At 52.4% G+C, this 15,812-nt stretch carries 16 protein-coding genes; 14 read left to right on the forward strand and 2 right to left on the reverse strand.

Going from position 1 to position 15,812, the window contains the following annotated elements; translation table 11 throughout:
* Window positions 1-65: 65 nt before the first annotated feature.
* The 11 genes from HKX44_RS18585 to HKX44_RS18635 all read left to right on the forward strand — a co-directional run bounded on the left by HKX44_RS18585 (window position 66) and on the right by HKX44_RS18635 (window position 11,074).
* Window positions 66-2,579 carry a heavy metal translocating P-type ATPase gene (locus tag HKX44_RS18585; RefSeq protein ID WP_203243495.1) on the forward strand — a complete coding sequence of 838 codons (2,514 nt, stop codon included), beginning with the start codon at window positions 66-68 and terminating at the stop codon, window positions 2,577-2,579.
* 10 nt (window positions 2,580-2,589) lie between these two features.
* On the forward strand, window positions 2,590-2,985 hold the full coding sequence (gene cueR / locus HKX44_RS18590) for a Cu(I)-responsive transcriptional regulator (protein WP_203243494.1): 396 nt from the start codon (window positions 2,590-2,592) through the stop codon (window positions 2,983-2,985).
* A 63-nt stretch (window positions 2,986-3,048) separates the two neighbouring features.
* Window positions 3,049-3,525: a DUF305 domain-containing protein gene (locus tag HKX44_RS18595; protein ID WP_203243493.1), complete on the forward strand. Its 477-nt coding sequence runs from the start codon at window positions 3,049-3,051 to the stop codon at window positions 3,523-3,525.
* A gap of 11 nt (window positions 3,526-3,536) precedes the next feature.
* Window positions 3,537-4,301 carry a glutaredoxin family protein gene (locus HKX44_RS18600; protein ID WP_203243492.1) on the forward strand — a complete coding sequence of 255 codons (765 nt, stop codon included), beginning with the start codon at window positions 3,537-3,539 and terminating at the stop codon, window positions 4,299-4,301.
* A 109-nt stretch (window positions 4,302-4,410) separates the two neighbouring features.
* Entirely contained in the window at window positions 4,411-4,806 is a 396-nt protein-coding gene (locus HKX44_RS18605; protein ID WP_203243491.1) for a hypothetical protein, read from the forward strand.
* A 297-nt stretch (window positions 4,807-5,103) separates the two neighbouring features.
* Entirely contained in the window at window positions 5,104-6,567 is a 1,464-nt protein-coding gene (locus HKX44_RS18610) for a TolC family protein (RefSeq protein ID WP_276152856.1), read from the forward strand.
* A gap of 11 nt (window positions 6,568-6,578) precedes the next feature.
* On the forward strand, window positions 6,579-7,937 hold the full coding sequence (locus HKX44_RS18615) for a copper oxidase (protein ID WP_203243489.1): 1,359 nt from the start codon (window positions 6,579-6,581) through the stop codon (window positions 7,935-7,937).
* A 46-nt stretch (window positions 7,938-7,983) separates the two neighbouring features.
* Window positions 7,984-8,700, forward strand: a complete 717-nt coding sequence (locus HKX44_RS18620) for a copper-binding protein (RefSeq protein ID WP_203243488.1) — start codon at window positions 7,984-7,986, stop codon at window positions 8,698-8,700.
* A gap of 72 nt (window positions 8,701-8,772) precedes the next feature.
* Complete coding sequence (locus HKX44_RS18625) at window positions 8,773-9,351, forward strand: plastocyanin/azurin family copper-binding protein (RefSeq protein ID WP_238937147.1); 579 nt, start codon at window positions 8,773-8,775, stop codon at window positions 9,349-9,351.
* Between the two features lie 36 nt (window positions 9,352-9,387).
* Window positions 9,388-10,599, forward strand: coding sequence for an ABC transporter ATP-binding protein (locus HKX44_RS18630; RefSeq protein ID WP_238937158.1), 1,212 nt, complete (start codon window positions 9,388-9,390; stop codon window positions 10,597-10,599).
* Between the two features lie 34 nt (window positions 10,600-10,633).
* Window positions 10,634-11,074, forward strand: a complete 441-nt coding sequence (locus HKX44_RS18635) for a cytochrome c (protein WP_203243487.1) — start codon at window positions 10,634-10,636, stop codon at window positions 11,072-11,074.
* Window positions 11,075-11,148: 74 nt separating this feature from the next.
* Here the strand turns inward: HKX44_RS18635 and HKX44_RS18640 are convergent, their stop codons facing one another.
* Window positions 11,149-11,364 carry a cation transporter gene (locus HKX44_RS18640; protein WP_346348191.1) on the reverse strand — a complete coding sequence of 72 codons (216 nt, stop codon included), beginning with the start codon at window positions 11,362-11,364 and terminating at the stop codon, window positions 11,149-11,151.
* 135 nt (window positions 11,365-11,499) lie between these two features.
* Between HKX44_RS18640 and HKX44_RS18645 the strand changes: the two genes are divergently transcribed.
* From HKX44_RS18645 to HKX44_RS18655, 3 genes are read left to right on the forward strand one after another with little or no spacing between them, the layout of a single operon-like run.
* Window positions 11,500-11,949 carry a c-type cytochrome gene (locus HKX44_RS18645; RefSeq protein WP_203243485.1) on the forward strand — a complete coding sequence of 150 codons (450 nt, stop codon included), beginning with the start codon at window positions 11,500-11,502 and terminating at the stop codon, window positions 11,947-11,949.
* Window positions 11,950-11,992: 43 nt separating this feature from the next.
* Complete coding sequence (locus tag HKX44_RS18650; protein ID WP_276152859.1) at window positions 11,993-13,273, forward strand: sialidase family protein; 1,281 nt, start codon at window positions 11,993-11,995, stop codon at window positions 13,271-13,273.
* Window positions 13,270-13,809, forward strand: a complete 540-nt coding sequence (locus tag HKX44_RS18655) for a TlpA disulfide reductase family protein (RefSeq protein WP_203243483.1) — start codon at window positions 13,270-13,272, stop codon at window positions 13,807-13,809. Before HKX44_RS18650 ends, HKX44_RS18655 begins: the two co-directional genes overlap by 4 nt.
* Window positions 13,810-14,057: 248 nt before the next feature.
* Here HKX44_RS18655 and petA read toward each other — a convergent pair whose 3' ends face one another.
* Entirely contained in the window at window positions 14,058-14,627 is a 570-nt protein-coding gene (petA, locus tag HKX44_RS18660; protein ID WP_188678671.1) for a ubiquinol-cytochrome c reductase iron-sulfur subunit, read from the reverse strand.
* Window positions 14,628-15,812 lie beyond the last annotated feature (1,185 nt).

Consider the following 15,812-nt stretch of genomic DNA (forward strand, 5'->3'; position numbering starts at 1 on the left):
AAGCCTTGACCTTCCACCTGCTGGAACCTCTATCTCTAAAGTTATCCGGAGCAAGAGGTCTCACTATGGAAAGCGAAAAGTCACTCACGTTCGGCATAAAAGAGATGAGTTGTGCGTCCTGTGTCGGCCGTGTGGAAAAAGCATTGAGCGCGGTATCGGGCGTCTCTCAGGCGCATGTAAATCTGGCGTCTGAAACGGCCACAATAACCGCCGATGGCACGTTTGATGCTCAAAACGTGATCACCGCGCTGGACGCGGCGGGCTATCCTGCAGAACTGAAGGCCTATCGTTTCAGCATCGAAAACATGTCTTGCGCGTCGTGCGTGGGGCGCGTCGAGCGTTCGCTATCTGCGATTCCTGGCGTCGTTTCTGTTACGGTTAATCTCGCAAAGGAAGAAGCGGCAGTGCGTGTTTTGGGCGCTGCTGTATCGTCTGCGGACATTGCCGAAACTGCGAGCGCTGCGGGCTATCCAGCGACATTGGTCACCGATCCCGGAGCGACAGACGCGACAAACGATCGCAAAGTGGAAGAAGCGGCCCATCTGCGCCGGATGACACTGGTTGCTGCAGTATTCACCTTGCCGGTCTTTATCCTCGAAATGGGGAGCCACTTGATCCCGGCTCTTCACAGCTGGATCATGAATTCACTGGGGATGGGCGTCAACTGGGGCATACAATTTGTTCTGACCACCGTTGTTCTGGCTTGGCCGGGGCGACAATTCTATCTCAAGGGTTTTCCGGCGCTCTTTAAAGGCGCGCCTGACATGAATTCGCTTGTAGCCCTAGGATCTTCGGCAGCTTGGGGGTTTTCCACAGTCGCGCTTTTTGCCCCGTCGCTTTTGCCGGATGGCACGCGTGTCGTCTATTTTGAGGCGGCCGCAGTGATTGTGACGCTTATCCTGCTGGGTCGTTTTCTCGAGGCACGCGCGAAAGGGCGCACAGGTCAGGCGATCCGCAAACTGGTGGGTCTGCGGGCCAAGACAGCGCAGGTGGAGCGGGACGGGCAATTGGTCGAATTGCCCGTGGACGATATCGTTGTAGGTGACCTTATCCAAGCGCGTCCAGGTGAAAAGATTGCCGTCGATGGTGTCGTCGTCAAAGGTGCGTCTTATGTCGATGAAAGCATGATCACCGGAGAACCAATCCCGGTAGAAAAATTGGCGGACGCCGAGGTTGTCGGCGGTACGATCAACGGTTCCGGCGCGCTTATGTTTCGTGCGACAAAGGTGGGCGGCGATACCATGCTGGCCCAAATCATTCGCATGGTCGAAGAGGCACAGGGGGCAAAACTTCCCATCCAAGACCTCGTGAACCGGATAACACTTTGGTTTGTGCCTGCTGTGATGGGCGTCGCGGCGCTGACATTTCTGACATGGTTATTGGTCGGGCCCGACCCCGCGCTCAGTTTTGCATTAGTGGCGGCAGTGGCGGTTCTGATCATTGCCTGTCCCTGCGCAATGGGTTTGGCCACGCCGACGTCGATCATGGTCGGCACTGGCCGCGCCGCCGAATTGGGTGTGCTGTTTCGGCGCGGTGACGCGCTTCAAACGTTAAGCGATGTAACGACCGTTGCTTTAGACAAGACCGGAACATTGACCGAGGGTCATCCGGAGTTAACGGATCTGACAATCACCAAAGGGTTCGAGGAGGCCGATGTGCTGCGCCTTGTCGCCTCTGTCGAGGCTATGTCGGAGCATCCGATTGCTGCGGCCATTGTCCGACATGCAAAGCAGAACGGTCTGGCACTCGCATCAATTGACGATTTTAGCTCAATCACCGGATTTGGCGTCAGTGCGGTTATTGAGGGCCGCAAAGTTTTTGTCGGAGCCGATCGGTTGATGTCCCGTGAAGGGATCGATTTGGACGCTGTTAAAAGTGTTGGCGAAACCCTTGGGAAGGAGGGTAAAACACCCCTTTTCGCGGCTATTGACGGGCAGCTTGCTGCGGTCATTGCTGTGTCCGACCCGATCAAGGCCAGCACAGCCGAGGCGATTGGCACGTTGCACGATCTGGGACTTAAGGTTGCGATGATCACGGGCGACAACGAAGCCACAGCGCAGGCAATTGCAGCAAAACTGGGCATCGACGAGGTGGTCGCGGAAGTTTTGCCAGAGGGCAAAGTCGCAGCGATCGAAAGGCTGCAAACTGGTGGGAGCAAGATTGCCTTTGTCGGTGACGGCATCAACGATGCCCCGGCACTTGCCCGCGCAGATGTTGGCATTGCGATCGGCACGGGAACTGATGTTGCGATAGAATCGGCAGATGTCGTGTTGATGTCTGGCGATTTGAAGGGTGTGGTGAACGCTTTGCACGTCAGCCAACGGACCATGCGCAATATTCGCCAAAACCTGTTTTGGGCCTTTGGATATAACGCATTGCTGATCCCGGTTGCGGCCGGCGTTTTCTATCCGGTCGCTGGCTTGATGCTGTCACCCGCACTTGCGGCGGGGGCCATGGCCCTGTCCAGCGTGTTCGTGCTGTCAAATGCACTCCGCTTGCGTTGGGTTGCGCCTGAACTTTCTGAGTCCGCCGCAAACGCCCGCCAAAATCGTAAACTTGTTTCAGCACCCGCAGAATAGGGATCTCAACATGAATATCGGAGACGTATCCAAGCGTGCGGGGTTGCCGCCAAAAACCATCCGCTATTATGAGGATATCGGTCTGGTGACCCCATTGCGTGATCCCAACGGGTATCGCAGTTTTCGCGGCAGCGACATGCACAAGCTCGCCTTTTTGAGTCGCGCCCGCGCATTGGGGTTCACGATAGAAGACTGCCGCAATCTCTTGGCACTCTGGGACGATAAGGATCGGGCAAGCGCGGATGTCCGGGCAATCGCAAAAGAACATCTGACACAAATTGAAAGCAAGATTGCGGACCTGCAGGATATCCGAAAGACCCTCACCCATCTTGTGAAGGAATGCGCAGGGGATGACCGTCCAGATTGCCCTATTTTGCAGACTCTAGAAAATATTTCAAAACAATAACGGAACATTCCAGCGCTGGAATCTGGTTAACACAATAACAAATGAAAATTACGGAGACTTTGCATGTCCTACTGGCGTTTTTTCGCAATGATCATCACATCGACAGTGGTGATGTTTGGCTTGATGTACCTGAACACCTATGCGCTGGATCACGTTTTCTTTAGCGAAACGCGCAGTTACATGGCGATCTATATGGGGGCGGTAATGGCCATGATCATGCTCGCCTTCATGCTGGGTATGTATAGCAACCGTCGCGCAAACATCGCGATATTCGTGGGCAGTGCCGTCGTTTTTGCTGTGTCTGTGTTCCTTGTGCGTAGCCAGACGACTGTGGATGATACATCGTGGATGCGGGCGATGATCCCTCACCATTCGATAGCGATTTTGACAAGTGAACGGGCCAATATTTCAGACCCGCGCGTGCGCGAGCTTGCGGATGGCATCATAAAAGCACAGCGCCTTGAGATCGCAGAGATGAAAGCGTTGATCGCGGACTTGGAAGGCGGCCCTGCTGCAACGCCGGAACTCGACGGAAAATAGAGGAAACTGCTATGCCACAGGATCAATCCGACAAAATCGCAAAGCTCTATCGCATGGTTATGACCGACCATACCTGTCCTTACGGTTTGAAATCAAAGGATTTGCTGCAGCGTCATGGATTCGATGTCGAAGATCATCATCTGACCACGCGTGACGAGACTGACGCGTTCATGAAGAAACATGGCGTAGACACTACGCCCCAGACCTTCATTGATGGTGAGCGGGTAGGGGGCTATGACGCACTGCGCATCCATTTTGGATTGGACAAGCCCGATGACGAAGAGTCTGAAACAACCTACCAACCCATCATCGCGATATTTGGGATGGCATTTCTGATGGCGCTTGCGCTTTCTTGGTACAGCTTTGATACTGTCTTTACCCTGCGCGCTTTTGAATGGTTTATCTCACTTTCGATGTGCTTGCTGGCTGTCCAAAAACTTCAGGACGTTGAACAATTCTCGACCATGTTTTTGAATTACGATCTGCTGGCGCAACGCTGGGTTCCTTACGGCAAGGTCTATCCATTCGGTGAGGCGATCGCGGGTATCCTGATGACCGCAGGGGCGCTGACGTGGATATCGGCTCCGGTTGCCATCTTCATAGGCTGCATCGGCGCGGTGTCGGTGATAAAGGCGGTCTATATCGACAAGCGAGAGCTTAAATGTGCATGCGTAGGTGGGGCCAGCAACGTCCCGTTGGGGTTCATATCGCTTACAGAAAACATAATGATGTTCGTGATGGGTTTCTGGATACTGGGTAAGATGTTCTCATCTTGAACGTGGTGCCAGTAAGGTCAGCGGTTCTACGCCACTCTCACAAAAAAGTTGGAAACCTTCCAGCGCTGGATGGATTGACAGGGAATAAAGGGTGCCCCAAAGGTGTGGAATGAAAGTGAAAAACACGATTTCAGCATGGATAAAGGCACTGACGTGTTTGTCGTTCGCCATTGCGCTGGTGTTTTCTGCTCCTTCCGCGTCACATGCTGCATCTGGTATGCACGGTGGTCAACATGCTGCGACTGAAAGCTCCGATCATAAAGTCGACATTCAGGTTCACGGTGCAATGACACTGCATGACATGCCTGTAGCTGCAACCGAAACGGCTGATGAGACACAGGCATCAAGCGAGTGTTGCAATGGTATTTGTATCTCCGTTGCGATCACGGACACCGATGTATTTTCGGTCGACCAAGCGACAAATGAAGAATATCTGATGCTTCATGCTCAAACAAACTCGATTGAATCATCGGGTTTTCTACGGCCTCCCCAGTTCTTGATCTGATCTACGGCTCTTAGCGGAGCCTTCGTTTTACGCACGGCTGTGCGTAAGTCCGAAGTTCATCAGTCAGGTACTATTCATGAAAATTCAAATAATCTTGGGGGCTTCGGCCCTTGCACTTGGCGCATGTGCTTACGAGCCTACGCCTTTGCCAATCGTCACAGCCCAACAGGCAGCTACAAACACAGCAGTCGCTTCTCCGATTAGATATCAAGATCCCTTGGCCGGATACACACACCGCAGCCCAACTGGCCCGCGTGACTGGCGATCAGTCAACGAAGAACAGACGGAGGGCAACTGATGCGTGTTTCAAAACTCCCGCTTATCCTTGGTTTTCCGTTGGTTCTTGGTGCCTGCGCTACGGCCATACCAGGTGCCTACACAGAATCTAAGGCAGGCTTCTTCAACGTATCGAACCAAACGTCTGCTGCAATTGGCAAGCGGACAGCGTTTGCCCAGACACAAGCCGAGAATGTCGCACTGAAGAAACAGGTCCATGGGATGGTGCATCGCAAGACGATCTCTGCGGACACTGCTGTGCAAGTCGCCTTGCTCAACAACAAAGGATTACAGGCATCCTACGCAAATGTAGGCCTGTCAGCCGCCGAGGCCTGGCAACAAGCCACCCCTGAGAACCCAGTTGTATCCATTGGTATTCTAGGCATTGGTGCAGCAGAATTGGGTGTTTACCGCGCGATTGAGGGTATGATCGCAACAAATATCTTGGAGGCCAAAACGCGCAAACAGCGTGTGGCGCTGGCAGACGTCAACTTCCGCGCAGCGCAATTAACAGCAGTCAACGACTCGCTCACTCTCGCCAATCAAACACGACAGGCTTGGATCAACGCAGTCGCCGCATTTGAAGCTGCAAGCTATCTGAAGCGTGCCAAAGCCACCTCTGATGCTGGCTCTGAACTAGCGCGCAAACTTGGTGAGACAGGTGCTCTCAACAATGCGGGGCAAGCGCGGGAGCACGCTTTTAATGCTGAGCTTGCCGGGCAATTGGCACAGGCGCGGCTGAACGCGACCCGCGCCAAAGAAGACCTGACCAAGCTCATGGGACTTTGGGGCACTGAAGTAGACTACTACGTGCCAGATGCGTTGCCCGCTTTGCCACGGTCTGTTGGTCGCGTTTCGAACGTCGAAGGCAAAGCGCTGCGCAACCGCGTGGATTTGCGTGTCGCTAAACTGGGCCTTGAAGCGCAGGCAGCAGCATTTGGCCTTACTGACCAGACCCGACTTGTAACAGATCTCGAAATCATCGCTGGATTTGAGACAGAGCGCGAAGCCGAAGATGGTAAAACGGAAACCGAGACAACGCCACAGGTGGAGTTGGAGTTTGCGATTCCGATCTATGACACGGGTAAGGCACGGATGCGCAAAGCCGAGCTGATGTATCTTCAGGCAGCAAATGTGCTCGCTGAGCGTGCCGTAAACGTCCGCTCTGAAGCGCGCGGGGCGGAAAATTCATATCACGCGTCCTACAAGATCGCCCGGCATTACCGTGACATTCTGGTGCCTCTGCGCGTGACCGTCGAAGAAGAAGGTCTGCTCTCCTACAACGGCATGATCACCAACACTTTTGAACTGCTGACAGACGTGCGCGAAAAGCTGAGCGCATCGCTGGAGGCTGCAAACGCGAAACGCGAATTCTTCATGGCACAAGCTGACCTGACTGCCGCGATCTATGGCGGCGGTTCTGGCAGCGCTGGTGCTGGCGGAGAGGGTGCAACACTTGCCGCCGGTGGCGGCGCAGGACACTGAAAGGAACTGACATGCTAAATAGACGTCAATTACTCGGAGCCGGCGCGGCAGGTGCAACGCTGGTTTCTTCGAAAGCCTGGGGTCAAACCTTGAACATGGGCCTGCCGGAAGCTGCCCAAATGGACAGTGCGGCAACGGCGATCACGGCGCGTCCCAATTCCGGGCCCGACTATAATCCGGTTGTTACACTAAATGGATGGACTCTACCGCATCGCATGAACAACGGCGTGAAGGAATTTCACCTTGTTGCGGAACCGGTCGAGCGCGAACTAGCAGACGGTATGATCGCACATCTTTGGGGTTATAATGGTCAATCGACAGGACCAACCATCGAAGCGGTGGAAGGTGACCGCGTTCGGATATACGTTACAAACAAGCTGCCTGAGGGGACTACGGTCCATTGGCATGGGCTTATTCTTCCTTCTGGCATGGACGGTGTTTCAGGGCTGAGCCATCCGAGTATCCCACCGGGAAAGACATTTATTTATGAGTTTGACTTAATCAAGTCAGGTACGTTCATGTATCACCCCCATGGTGACGAAATGACCCAGATGGCGATGGGGATGATGGGCATGTTCGTGGTCCACCCCAAGGATCCCACATTCATGCCGGTGGATCGTGATTTCCTGATCATGCTGAATGCTTTCGACATCGATCCGGGGACCTATGTACCCCGCATCATGACGATGACGGATTTCAATCTTTGGACCTGGAACAGCCGGATCTTCCCCGACATCGATCCGCTCGTCGTGAACAAAGGTGACAAGGTGCGCGTTCGCGTCGGTAACCTGACGATGACGAACCATCCCATCCACATGCATGGCTACGACTTCAAGGTCACCTGCACGGACGGGGGCTGGGTGCCGCCAGAAGCGCAGTGGCCCGAGGTTAGCATCGACATTCCGGTAGGCGCGATGCGCGCTTACGAGTTTGTGGCAGAACATCTGGGGGATTGGGCTATCCACTGTCACAAGTCACATCACACAATGAACGCGATGGGGCATGATGTGCCCACGTTCATCGGCGTGAACAAAAAACCGCTCACCCAGAAAATCCGGCAATTCCAGCCCGAATACATGCCTATGGGCATGTCTGGAATGGGGGACATGGCCAAAATGTCCATGCCACTTCCAGACAACACCATTCCGATGATGACAGGATGGGGGCCGTATGGACCGATTGAAATGGGCGGCATGTTTTCGGTCGTGAAGGTGCGGGATGGCATCGACGCGGACGATTACTCCGATCCCGGCTGGTACGAGAATCCTCCGGGCGAGATGGCCTACGAATGGACCGGCGAATTACCCGAATTTGCCTCCAATAACAGCTCCAGGACCATTCTCACACCGAAACCAACCTCGAAGGGCTGAGCGGCCCCTCGTCATTTCCAACCAAACCAACCTACAGGACAATAAAATGAGAAATCTTCTTTTGACGACAAGCTTCGCGATCGCGCTATCAGCACCGGCGTTTGCTGCAGGTACACACGACGGCGGGCATGGGGAGACCAAGCCGGCCGCAATGATGGTCGGCATGCCGGGTGACGCCGCCAAGGTGGACCGCACAATCGACGTCACTTTGCTCGAAAACGATGAGGGCCAGATGCTGATCGAGAGTGAGCCGATGGATATCAAGGAGGGCGAAACCATTCGCTTCAACATCACCAACAAGGGTGAGTTGGAGCATGAGTTCGTCCTCGACACGGTCGAGCGCAATGCCGAGCACAAGATCGAAATGGCAAAGATGGACATGGAACACGACGACCCGAACCGTATCCGTCTCGATGCGGGCGCGTCGGGTGAGGTTGTCTGGACTTTCGCGAATTCTGGTACGTTCGAAGCGGCTTGCCTGATCCCCGGCCACTACGAATCCGGCATGCACCGTGAGGTCGCAGTCGGTGACCAGATGGCACAAGCTGACGTGGAATACACGAGCGGGACCATCAAGAAAATCGACGCAAAGGCTGGCAAGGTCACAATCATCCACGGCCCTCTGGTCAACCTTGACATGCCCGCGATGACTATGGTGTTCCGCGCCGACGAAGCAATGATGACCAAGATGGCGGAAGGTCAAGACATCGAGTTCGTTGCCGACCGGGTCAAGGGCAAGCTGACCGTCACGCAGCTAAAATAGAGCAGCATGGAGGGGCATTGATAGGATCAGTGCCCCTTAGCCTTCCAGTTTACCCACGCGGCGGTCAACAAGATGAGCGCGGCGAAATGCCAAGTTTTTCAAGGGACGATGCAAATTATGAAGCTGCTGACTTTGATATGCATTTCTTTTGTTTCTGTCGCTCTCCCTACGTGGGCTGGGAATGCTGAGGCCGCACCGAAGGGTCAGCCACACGAGCGACCTTACGAAACGCCCGGACATGAACCTATGGGAAAACCAAACGACGGAGTTCCAGTCGATAGAATAATTAAGGTGAATATCAAAGAAACGCAGAGCGGATATATGCTCTTCGAACCTGATGCGATCCAGATAGCGAGCGGCTCGGTCGTTCGGTTTATCATAATCAATTCTGGAGCGCTTGATCACGAGTTCATGCTGGGCTCCTTCGACGAAATCGCAAAACACCAACAATGGATGCGGAAATTTCCAGACATGGAACATGAGTATGTAAATTCTGTATCAATCAGGAGCGGTGAAGTAGAAGAGCTTGTTTGGCAGTTTTCCGATGCCACCAACATGGAATTCGCTTGCCTGATCCCCGGCCATCGCGAGGCAGGGATGTGGGGCGTGATCATCGTGCATGATCATTTGGCACCCACGCGTAAGAACTGAAGGTAAAGCGTGACTCTCTTAGACAGATATCATGATTTGCTCCACGATTTCACTGCATTCGTCGGCTACCAGTATGATGAAACAGCCCCCGACTGGATCCACCCTTTCATCCATGTAATCTTTGTGGTGGTACCTGCGATGCTTGTCAGCGTTGTTTTGTATTTGATCATAACCGGTATCCTTCGTCGATTGAGCCAGAAAAACGTCTGTGTTCCACAGCCACAAACAGTTCGTGGACTGGATACAAGTCTTTTCAAGACGGTGTTGCAGTACACTCGAAAGCAACAGGTATTAATGATTTTGCTCAGTCTGGTTGCGATGCCGATCCTTTATGTCACATTGGAGCTGCCTAAACAGATTGTGAATAATGCCTTGAATGCAGAGCGTTTCCCGCTTGAGTTTTTCGGGTATGGATTTGATCAAGTCACGCTGCTGATGGTCTTGTCCGGCCTTTATCTGATGGCGATCAGCCTGAATGGGCTGAACAAATATGTACTGAACGTTTTTAAGGGTTATGTGGCTGAACGATTTTTGCGTCGTTTCCGGCTGCTGATCTATCGGCAATGGCGCAATGATGTGGAAGCGCAAAAGCAAAGTGAAATCATACCGATCCTTGCACAAGAGGTCGAACCCGTTGGAGGGTTTGCCGCGGATGTGATCACATTGCCAATCTTGCAGGGTGGTACGTTGCTGACCATCCTCCTGTTTATGTTCATGCAAGATCCGGTGTTGGGTGCTGCAGCGCTGACCGTACTGCCCATACAATTGATCTTGCTCCCTAGACTTCAACGCCGCGTCAACATACTTTCGCGCAAGAGGATCAAAGAAGTCAGACTGCTGGGCAAGCAACTCAGCGATCAGCTAAGCGCCGGGCAATCCAGTCATTCGGGACTTGAGCAAGCCGGCAAGAATTTTCGGGAGTTAGAGGTCGTCAGGCGGCAAATCTTTCGTTTGAAATTTTTCATCAAAGCCCTCAACAACTTCCTGACAGCGATCACACCGTTTCTGTTTTATTCTCTTGGTGGCTACTTCGTGATTGAGGGTCGGATCAGCCTTGGAGCGCTTGTTGCTGTGTTGGCCGCACACAAAGACTTCTCGGCGCCTTTGAAAGAACTCTTTCGCTACTATCAAACCTTGGAAGACACCCGGATCCGGTTTCACGAGATTACTTTGTTCTTCTCGAAGAACCCACGACCTATAAAAGTGGTTAAGATTCGAGAACCATCACTGGCAATGGTACGCGCATGAAACAAAACGACCCGTTTTCGAAGGAGGAACAAAAATGAGGCGGGGAGCAATATTCTTTGCACTGGTCGCGCTGGCTGCAGCGGTATGGTATTTGACGTTGTCAGCAAGCCCCAACGTAGACACCCAAAAACGCGGAACCGCGACTCTGGCGGACGGTGCGATTGTCACTGTCCAGGTGCCCGCTTCGTTCTCAAACCAAGAAGAGATTGGGCAGCGCGCCTATGATGCCGTTTGTGCTACCTGCCACGGTAAGAATGCACAGGGCAGGGATGGTATTGCCCCGCCTTTGGTTCATAGAATCTACGAACCTGGCCACCACGGTGATATGGCTTTTGTGCTGGCCGCGAAAAACGGTGTTCGCGCTCATCATTGGAAATTTGGTAACATGCCTACCGTTGAAAATGTGTCACAGGCAGACGTTCTGAATATCGTGGCCTATGTGCGCGCACTTCAAAGAGAAAATGGGATCAATTGAAGTCATGCAACCGCGTCTTCTTACTAAACGCAAGATATTCTCGGGCCAGCTGGTCTCAGTGGCAACGCCCGCGATCAGGACAGGACATGTGCTTCATAGCCTGCAGACTTCATGGCTTCGATCAACATCTCAGTGTTGGAGACTCGTCGTACTGAGACTTCTCGACTGGTCAAATCAACGTCGACGACAGCATCCGCATCCACTGATGCAACGGCTTTCTCGATCGACGATTTACAATGGCCACAACTCATCTGTGGCACGGAAAATTTTGTCATGTTTGCTACTGTCATTTCAGTGGGTGTTTAACAGCTTCCCGCGCCGGAAGATCAACCAAAACATTAAGTGGTCGTGCAATCAGATCGAAACTGAGTCCCGCCAAAATCCGGATGAAGATCCAAACCAAACAAATCAAAGGAGAGGCTAGAATGAAATCTGTTTTTTTTACAACACTTGCGTTGGCATTTTTGGGGATGCCAGTATTTGCTGATGGCCATGCAACCGGTGATGCCAACGCAGGCGAGAAAGTCTTTAAGAGATGCAAGGCATGCCATTCAATTATCGATACAAGTGGCGACGTGATTCAAAAAGGTGGCGCCGTTGGGCCGAACCTCTATGGTCTGTATAATCGCATTGCGGGAACCGACCCAGTTTTTAGCGACAAGTACGGCAGTTCCATCGTTGAGGCCGGTGAAAGTGGTTTGGCGTGGAGCGAAACTGATTTCATGAGCTACGTTGCGGACCCAAAGAAATTTTTGGCAGTTTACCTGGACGACAAGCAGGCTAAATCCAAGATGGGATTCAAGCTGAAAAAAGTAGACGATGCCAGAGACATTTGGGCATATCTTGTCTCAGTTGGGCCAGAAGTAGTGGAATAGTTACGGTAAGAGTGCTGAAGCCAAGGGAAGTGATCGTGAACAAATGAAACTGAAATGCCAACAGCTCACCCAATTTCTGAGATCTGCGCTTGCATCGTTGTGCGTTCTGTGGCTCGGCGCTTCTGATAGCAATGCTGAAAATAGAGTTTTTTCTTCTATCAAGGAACTATCTCCGCCTGTGACCAAAGGGGCACGTGAGCCATTTCTCTCCACCATGAACGATGGTCGCGTGCTGATGAGTTGGACTGAACCTCAAGGAGACAGTTTTGTAGTAAAAGTCGCAATTTCTGATGGTACCGAATGGTCTAGGCCACAAACCGTGGTTGAGCGGAATGATCTCTTCGTAAATTGGGCAGATTTTCCATCTGCTATCGCTTTGGAAGATGGCTCGCTTGTTGCGCATTGGCTTCGCGCCAATGGTGATGATGACTATTTCTACGATATCAATATCGCCTTTTCACAGGACGAAGGTGTGACTTGGTCAACACCAATCATTCCTCACGACGATCGTTCACAACGCCAGCACGGTTTCGCGACACTGCTGCCAAACGATGGCGGCGGTTTTTCGGTGATCTGGTTGGATGGGCAGAGCTATGACACCTACGCGTCACAAGATGTTGCAGATAACGCCATGCAATTGCGTATGCGCAAATTTTCGGCCGATAGCTCCATGGGAGAGGATCTATTGCTCGACGCGCGTACCTGTACATGTTGTCAGACTTCCGCTGCGGTAACCGGCGATAACGAACTTCTTGTCGTCTACAGGGACCGGTCGCTCGAAGAGATACGGGACATATCAATCGTGCGCGAAACATCGCAGGGATGGTCCACCCCGCAACCAGTCAGCATAGACGGATGGAACATCGAAGGCTGCCCCGTGAACGGCCCCGCGATTGATACGGTAGATGGCAACTCCGCTGTGGCGTGGTTCACCGCGGCAAATGATATTCCCAAGGTCAAAGTCGCGTTTTCAAGCGATGATGGCATAACCTTTGCGAAAGCGCTGGAAATCGACACCAGTGCACCGTCCGGTAGGGTCGACGTCATACAATTGAAAGATGGCTCTGCGCTGGTGACTTGGGTCAAACAAACAGTGCAGGGTGAAGCAATTCTGATCTGTTCCGTTAAACCGCAAGAAGGTTGCGTACGCCCCGAAATCGTGGCGATCAGCCCAAGCGGGAGAACAGTCGGTTTCCCCAGAATGACACTTGGCAAGGGGGGCGTGTTCATCGCCTGGACAGAACCCACAAACCCATCCGCGACCCAACCCAGAGGCGGGACGACAATACGCACGGTGTTGGCACGAATGGAGGAGTTGAAATGAAACAGTTCATAAAGCGGTTTCTTCCCTTCGTGATGTTGCTTGCAATCTTGCCGGATACGACATTCGCAGAGGGAAAAAGGTTCGTTTTCGGCATTCATCCGACACCTAAAGAAATCCCGGAAATCGCGTTTGAAGATTTGGAAGGGCAGCAGTTTACGCTTGAGGATTTCGAAGGAAAATACCTTCTCCTGAACGTCTGGGCAACGTGGTGTCCGCCATGTCGCAAGGAACTCCCCGACTTGCAGGGTTTGCAGCAAGAACTCGGGGGACAACAATTCCAGGTCGTTGCCCTTTCTACCGATGCCGGAAAACGCGCCAGCGTGCTCCGCCTCTATCAAGAACTTGGTCTCGATGAGGACAGCATATTCATAGACCAAACCGGATCAGCCATGCGCAGGCTTGGAATTTTTGCGATGCCGACAACCCTTCTGATTGACCCTCAGGGACGCGAAATAGGTCGCAAGCCCGGGCCAGCTGAATGGGACAGCGATTCAGCGATTTCGTTTTTTGAAGAGCAGATGGTTGAGTTTGAGTGACAAAGCCGTATCTTTAATCTTGATAGCCTTTTAACAAGATGTGCGCTGTCATTTATCAATAAATGCTGAAGGATGGTCCTAAATACCGGTCAAGAACGGTAAGTTTCGGATGGGATTTTTTCCACTTATTTGTCGGCAAATAATCTGATGGAACATTCTCACGGTACATACGCTCGCGCTTATGTGGTCCTCGATATGCTCTAAGCCACTACCGATACCAACAACCAAACTGCGATTTTGGTGTCGTTTCAGCCAATCCGTAGCCACGAATTGGTCACGAATTCGTAAGGTGGCAGATCAAGGTTGCGCGGGGCAGGACCTTTGCGTATCCGCCCCGCAGTGTCGTAATGTGATCCATGGCAAGGGCAAAACCAACCCTTCCAGTCGCCAAGCGGTTCACTGCTGTTCTGACCCAGAGGCACACACCCAAGATGCGTACAAACGCCTATGACCACCAGCCATTCAGGGCGTTGTGCCCTTTCGGAGTCCAGTGCCGGGTCAATCAGGTCAGCACCGTCATCGGCCCGCGCCAACGCAATTTGTTCTTGCGTGCGGTGATCTACAAAAAGCGGTTTGCCACGCCAGGTTAGTGTAATGCGTGTGCCTACTTCGATGCCCTCCAGATCTAAATCGATCGTGGACAACGCGGTGACATCGGCACTTGGGTTCATTGAGTTCAAGAGTGGCCAAACCGCAGCACCGGTGGCTACGGCACCCGCTCCTGCCGTAGCAAAATACAAAAAATCGCGGCGAACTGGAATCGTAGTCGTCCCGTTGCGGTGGTTGCACCTTTCGGCTGATTTTTCCGCATCAGTCATGATTTTCTCCACAAATTTTTGCACTCCGTGCTTCGTTTCCAAAGCTGAACACGTTGCTTCTGATAAGAAGACGCATGTCGGGCGAAAACATTACAAGGATTGCGCTTTGACCCAATCTTTTAGACCGAATGAATGCGCTAAGCGCTACGAGTTCCACCCAAAGGCCTCCAACTTCTGGCGAACCTGTAATGGATTGGCACTGTTAACGTCTACGTTTCGACAAAGATCCCGCGCTGGAGCATGCGATGAACATACATCAAGAAACACAGTTAGACGATGAAATGAAAGTCGTGATTTGCGACTGCCTGGATTTGTTATTGCCGATACTTCCATTGGATCAGGCGTTAATCGTCCGAGCGATTGATCTTGAAGGAATATCACTTCTGATCGTCGCAATTAGGCTAGAGATAAGTTTGACGGAAGTGGTTAAGCGACTAAAGTTTGGACGACAGACCCTGAACGCACACATCGGCGAATTGTTCGTCGGCCCATCGCAGGATGGACCGACAAGCTGCGGTTATCACAGGCCGCACTAATTTTCTCAAACTAATTTTGTAATGCCTTACGGGATGGAACGTCTACTTTATACAACACCGTTTTGGCCAAAGGATATGAGACATGCGAACAGATATAACACCACACGAAAAAACCGTTCAGCCGGCACAAGGCGGCTGTTGCTGTGCGTCGTCTAAGACGATCAGCGCAACCGTGGATAACCAGCGTGCGAAGACCGCCGATTTGTCAGGCGCTCCCACATCTAACCCAACTAAAGATCAATCCCACAGCTGCTGCGGTAAATAATTGCGGACCAACAAGCCCAGTTCTCTGAGTGAAGGAACACGACAATGACTTTGATTTTTCTGACCATAGCAGCGGGTTATCTGCTTTTACTTTCCAAACGGAAGAAAACGCAGACACAGCGTGCGCTTATGCTGGTTCGGATTAAATCCTGACGGTCCAGGATGCGGCCTTGGGTGATATTGTATGGAAAACCGAGGGTCTGGCTATATTTGCATCGCTCGCCCTCGAACTCTACCATTTACCCAGTATTCTCGAGCTCGGCGAATTTGCCGTATCATCGTGGGCCGCTCCTGCAGAATGAACGTTGACCAAGCGACAACCGAGCCCATGCAAATCGTCGTGGTCGAGGGTGTGGGACATTAAATGGTTGGGTTTCCTTGATTG

Source organism: Sulfitobacter sp. M05 (genome assembly GCF_029285175.1).
Taxonomy (GTDB): domain Bacteria; phylum Pseudomonadota; class Alphaproteobacteria; order Rhodobacterales; family Rhodobacteraceae; genus Sulfitobacter.

Coding starts and splice junctions, on each gene's coding strand:
- HKX44_RS18645 (WP_203243485.1), top strand. CDS start 11,500: ATGAAATCTGTTTTTTTTACAACACTTGCGTTGGCATTTTTGGGGATG.
- HKX44_RS18655 (WP_203243483.1), top strand. CDS start 13,270: ATGAAACAGTTCATAAAGCGGTTTCTTCCCTTCGTGATGTTGCTTGCA.
- cueR (WP_203243494.1), top strand. CDS start 2,590: ATGAATATCGGAGACGTATCCAAGCGTGCGGGGTTGCCGCCAAAAACC.
- HKX44_RS18595 (WP_203243493.1), top strand. CDS start 3,049: ATGTCCTACTGGCGTTTTTTCGCAATGATCATCACATCGACAGTGGTG.
- HKX44_RS18620 (WP_203243488.1), top strand. CDS start 7,984: ATGAGAAATCTTCTTTTGACGACAAGCTTCGCGATCGCGCTATCAGCA.
- HKX44_RS18615 (WP_203243489.1), top strand. CDS start 6,579: ATGCTAAATAGACGTCAATTACTCGGAGCCGGCGCGGCAGGTGCAACG.
- HKX44_RS18610 (WP_276152856.1), top strand. CDS start 5,104: ATGCGTGTTTCAAAACTCCCGCTTATCCTTGGTTTTCCGTTGGTTCTT.
- HKX44_RS18650 (WP_276152859.1), top strand. CDS start 11,993: ATGAAACTGAAATGCCAACAGCTCACCCAATTTCTGAGATCTGCGCTT.
- HKX44_RS18605 (WP_203243491.1), top strand. CDS start 4,411: ATGAAAGTGAAAAACACGATTTCAGCATGGATAAAGGCACTGACGTGT.
- HKX44_RS18585 (WP_203243495.1), top strand. CDS start 66: ATGGAAAGCGAAAAGTCACTCACGTTCGGCATAAAAGAGATGAGTTGT.
- HKX44_RS18600 (WP_203243492.1), top strand. CDS start 3,537: ATGCCACAGGATCAATCCGACAAAATCGCAAAGCTCTATCGCATGGTT.
- HKX44_RS18625 (WP_238937147.1), top strand. CDS start 8,773: ATGAGCGCGGCGAAATGCCAAGTTTTTCAAGGGACGATGCAAATTATG.
- HKX44_RS18635 (WP_203243487.1), top strand. CDS start 10,634: ATGAGGCGGGGAGCAATATTCTTTGCACTGGTCGCGCTGGCTGCAGCG.
- petA (WP_188678671.1), bottom strand. CDS start 14,627: ATGACTGATGCGGAAAAATCAGCCGAAAGGTGCAACCACCGCAACGGG.
- HKX44_RS18640 (WP_346348191.1), bottom strand. CDS start 11,364: ATGACAGTAGCAAACATGACAAAATTTTCCGTGCCACAGATGAGTTGT.